Annotated in this window: 3 protein-coding genes; all 3 read right to left on the bottom strand. The window is 65.3% G+C overall.

Annotated features, from left to right (window positions below):
- Positions 1-457: 457 nt before the first annotated feature.
- Positions 458-2,503 carry an acetyl/propionyl/methylcrotonyl-CoA carboxylase subunit alpha gene (locus VGH68_RS09940; RefSeq protein ID WP_331603422.1) on the bottom strand — a complete coding sequence of 682 codons (2,046 nt, stop codon included), beginning with the start codon at positions 2,501-2,503 and terminating at the stop codon, positions 458-460.
- Between the two features lie 136 nt (positions 2,504-2,639).
- Entirely contained in the window at positions 2,640-3,425 is a 786-nt protein-coding gene (locus VGH68_RS09935; RefSeq protein WP_331603421.1) for an enoyl-CoA hydratase/isomerase family protein, read from the bottom strand.
- A gap of 28 nt (positions 3,426-3,453) precedes the next feature.
- Positions 3,454-4,331, bottom strand: an 878-nt coding sequence (locus VGH68_RS09930) for a carboxyl transferase domain-containing protein (protein ID WP_331603420.1), incomplete at its 5' end; no start/stop codon positions are given.

Below are 4,331 nucleotides of genomic sequence, written 5' to 3'. Positions count from 1 at the left end.
CCTGATCTTCCCGCCTGATCTCTGCGCCTGATGTCCCCGCCTAATTTTCCGCCCGGCTTTCCCACCTGGTCCGCCTGCCTGACCTTCCCGCCCGATCTTCCCGCCTGACCTCCCCGCCTGATCTTCCAGCCTGACCTTCCGCCCGATCTTCCCGCCCGACCTTCCCACCTGTCCGGCCGCCTGATTTACCCGCCTGATTTACCCGCCTGATTTACCCGCCTACCCGGCGCGCCCGGCCACATCCGCGACTACAAGCCGGAACTGCGTACTCGCTCCTGCGCCGGTTCGTCTGCTCGATCACCGGCTCATGCGTAGGCTTCGCTACCGGCAGCGACAACAGCTAGCGGTTGCGCCCTCGGCACGCACTCCCCGCATACGCTCAACCGCCGCCTCCCCAACTGATTCACCCGCGTATCCCGCGCCTACTGCACGTCCAGCCCTACTGCACGTCCACTCCCTACTGCACGTCCAGCACCAGCAACTGCGCACCATCACTCACCTGATCCCCCACCGCATAAAGCACCTCGGTAACGGTACCCGCCGACGGCGCCCCGATCGTGTGCTCCATCTTCATTGCTTCCATCACGATCAGCGGCGTGCCCTTTTCGACCACCGCGCCCGGCTCCACCAGCACCGCGATCACCTTGCCCGGCATCGGCGCGGTCAGCCGCCCTTCGCCGCCTTCGGCATCGCCGGCATGGGCGAGCAGGTTCTGCCACTCGAAGGCCAGCGTCTCGCCATGGCAAAACACATGGAATCTGTCACCGTCGACGAACACATGCCCCGTGACGCGCGCATCGCCGATCGTCGCGCGGAATTCGTGCGCGCCCGTGCCGGCCGACCACGTGAAGTCTTCGCGCACGCCGTCGTGTTCGAGCGACTGCGCATCGCCGTTGCGCGCGAATACGACCGTGAACGCGGTGTCGCGGTCATCGCCGGCGCGGTCGTCGATCGCGCGCCAGCCGAGCGTTTGCGTGTAGCCGCTGTTGAGCCGCCAGTGCGACAGCGCGTCCCACGGCGACGCACCGTGCGCGGTGCCGCCCTCGCGCGTGAGCAGCGCGGCGCATGCAAGCGCGAGCGCTTCCTTGAAAGGCTTTTTCGCCGGCGCGAACAGCGCATCGTGATGACGCTCGATCAAACCGGTGTCCAGATCGCCGCTCCCAAACGGCTCGCTCGCGACAATGCGCTGCAAAAACTCGACGTTCGTATGCGGCCCCACCACCTCGCATGCATGCAGCGCGCGGGACAGCCGCGCCAGCGCTTCGTCGCGGGTCGCGCCATGCACGATCAGCTTGGCGATCATCGGATCGTAAAACGGCGTAATCGCATCGCCCTCGCGCACGCCGCTGTCGATCCGCACCGCCGCCTTGCGGCCCGGCTCGCCGAGACCGGCCGCGTCGATCGCGAACTCGACGCCTTGCGGCATGCGCAGATGCTTGAGCGTGCCCGTCGACGGCAGGAAGCCGCGCGCCGGATGCTCGGCGTAGATGCGCGCTTCGATCGCGTGACCGTCGAGTTTCAGTTGCTCTTGCGTGAGCGGCAACGGCTCGCCGCCGGCAACGCGCAATTGCCATTCGACAAGGTCTTGCCCGGTCACCATCTCGGTGACCGGATGCTCGACCTGCAGGCGCGTGTTCATCTCCATGAAATAGAACTCGCCGCCCGGCGTCATGATGAACTCGACCGTGCCCGCGCCGACGTAGTTGACCGCGCGCGCCGCAGCCACCGCCGCTTCGCCCATCGCACGCTTCACATGGGCGTCGAGCCCCGGCGCGGGCGCCTCCTCGAGCACCTTCTGATGGCGCCGCTGCACAGAGCAATCGCGGTCGAACAGGTAGACCGCGCCGCCGTGGCGGTCGGCGAATACCTGCACTTCGACGTGACGCGGCCGCGTCAGATACTTCTCGATCAGCACCCGATCGTTGCCGAAGCTGCTCGCCGCTTCGCGCTTGCACGACAGCAGTGCCGCCGCGAAATCCGCGCTGCGCTCGACCACGCGCATACCCTTGCCGCCGCCGCCCGCGCTCGCCTTCAGCAACACCGGATAGCCGATTGCATCCGCTTCGCGTTGCAGAAGTTGCGGATCCTGGTCGTCGCCGTGATAGCCGGGCACCAGCGGCACCGCGGCCGCATGCATCAGCGCTTTCGCGGCGGCCTTCGAGCCCATCGCCGCGATCGCCTCGACCGGCGGCCCGATAAAGACGATGCCGGCCGCTTCGCACGCCTGCGCGAACGCCTCGTTCTCGGACAGAAAACCGTAGCCCGGATGCACGGCCTGCGCGCCGGTCGCGCGCGCGGCCTCAATGATGCGTTCGATGCGCAGATAACTTTCCGCCGCCGTCGAACCGCCGATATGAACTGCTTCGTCGCAAGCGGCGACGTGTTTCGCGTTGGCGTCCGCGTCCGAATAAACGGCCACGCTCGCGATGCCGAGCCGCTTGCAGGTCGCCGCGACGCGGCACGCAATCTCGCCCCGGTTGGCAATCAGGATCTTGTTGAACATGAGTGTCTCGATGAAATAGGCGCTACGGAGCGGTTGTTTTTAGCGGCGCTTATACGAACACGAGCGAACACGAGCGAACCCGCACGAACATGCAAAACACGCAAAACAGGCAACACGCGCGCGGGAAAATAAAGCGTCAGTCGCGCCAGCCTGGCGTGCGTTTCTCGAGGAACGACGCGATGCCTTCGCGAGCTTCCGCGCCGGCCCGCGTGCGCGCAATGCGCGCCGCCGTGTCCTCGATCAGCGCCGCGTTCAACTCATGGCCGGCGATATCCTGCACGAGCTGCTTGCAGGCACGCACCGCTTGCGGACCGTTTGCGCAAAGCGTCTCAGCGATCTGCTGCACGGTCGCGTCGAGTTGTTCCGTGCTGACTGCTTCGCTTACCAGGCCCAGACGGAACGCCGTCGCGCAATCGAACTGCTCAGCGGTCGCGAAGTAGCGGCGCGACGCCTGCTCACCCAGCGCGCGGATCACGTACGGCGCGATGGTGGCCGGGATCAGGCCGAGACGCGCTTCCGACAGGCAAAAACGCGCGCTCTCCACCGCGACGACGATATCGCACGCCGAGATCAGACCCATGCCGCCCGCGTAGGCGTCGCCGTTCACCCGTGCGACTACCGGTTTGCTGCAGCGATAGATCGACGACAGCATGTTCGCCAGCAGCATCGCGTCGGCACGGTTCTCGTCGTCCGAGTAGCCGGCCATCTTCTTCATCCAGTTCAGATCGGCGCCCGCGCAGAACGCCTTGCCGTTCGCGGCGAGCACTACCGCGCGTACGTCGTCGCGCGCGTTCAGAGCCGTGAAAATCGAGGTGATCTCGGCGATCATCGTTTCATTGAACGCGTTGCGCACGTCAGGCCGATTCAGCGTGACCGTGGCGATCTGCCCGGCGAAAGCGACATTCAGCGTTTCGTATTGCATCGTTACAGCTCCTGCGCGTTGCGCTCTGTCACATTCTGAACACGCCGAAACGCGTGTCTTCGATCGGTGCGTTCATCGTCGCCGAGAGGCCGAGGCCAAGCACATCGCGCGTTTGCGCCGGGTCGATCACGCCGTCGTCCCACAGACGGGCGCTGGCGTAGTACGGATGGCCCTGGTGTTCGTATTGATCGCGGATCGGTTGCTTGAACGCCTCTTCTTCTTCCGCGCTCCACGCACCGCCCTTGCCTTCGATGCCGTCGCGCTTGACCGTGGCCAGCACCGAGGCCGCCTGCTCGCCGCCCATCACCGAGATGCGCGCGTTCGGCCACATCCACAGGAAGCGCGGCGAATACGCGCGGCCACACATGCCATAGTTGCCCGCCCCGAACGAACCGCCGATGATCACCGTGAACTTCGGCACCTTCGCCGTGGCCACGGCGGTCACCATCTTCGCGCCGTTACGCGCGATGCCTTCGTTTTCGTATTTGCGGCCCACCATGAAGCCCGTGATGTTCTGCAGGAACACCAGCGGAATCTTGCGCTGGCAGCACAGTTCGATGAAGTGAGCGCCCTTGAGCGCCGACTCCGAAAACAGAATGCCGTTGTTCGCGATGATGCCGACCGGGTGCCCCCAGATATGCGCGAAGCCGCACACGAGTGTGGTGCCGTAACGGGCCTTGAATTCGTCGAACGCGGAATCGTCGACGATACGCGCGATTACCTCGCGAATATCGAAGGGCTTGCGCGTATCGACGGGAATCACGCCGTACATGCTCTTCACGTCATAGCGCGGCGGCTTCGGCTCCTGCAACGCCACCGGCACCTGCTTCGTGCGATTCAGATTGCCGACGATGCTGCGCGCGATCCCCAACGCATGCGCGTCGTTCTGCGCCAGATGATCGACCA

Origin of the sequence: Paraburkholderia sp. (genome assembly GCF_036488505.1) — a bacterium.
In the GTDB taxonomy this organism is placed as follows: Bacteria; Pseudomonadota; Gammaproteobacteria; order Burkholderiales; family Burkholderiaceae; genus Paraburkholderia.
Note: the sequence above shows the minus strand (reverse complement) of the source record. Positions and strands in the feature narration are given on the sequence as shown.

What these genes read in the sequence shown, in the direction of transcription:
- VGH68_RS09940 (WP_331603422.1), bottom strand. Translation starts at nt 2,503, where the DNA reads ATGTTCAACAAGATCCTGATTGCCAACCGGGGCGAGATTGCGTGCCGC.
- VGH68_RS09935 (WP_331603421.1), bottom strand. Translation starts at nt 3,425, where the DNA reads ATGCAATACGAAACGCTGAATGTCGCTTTCGCCGGGCAGATCGCCACG.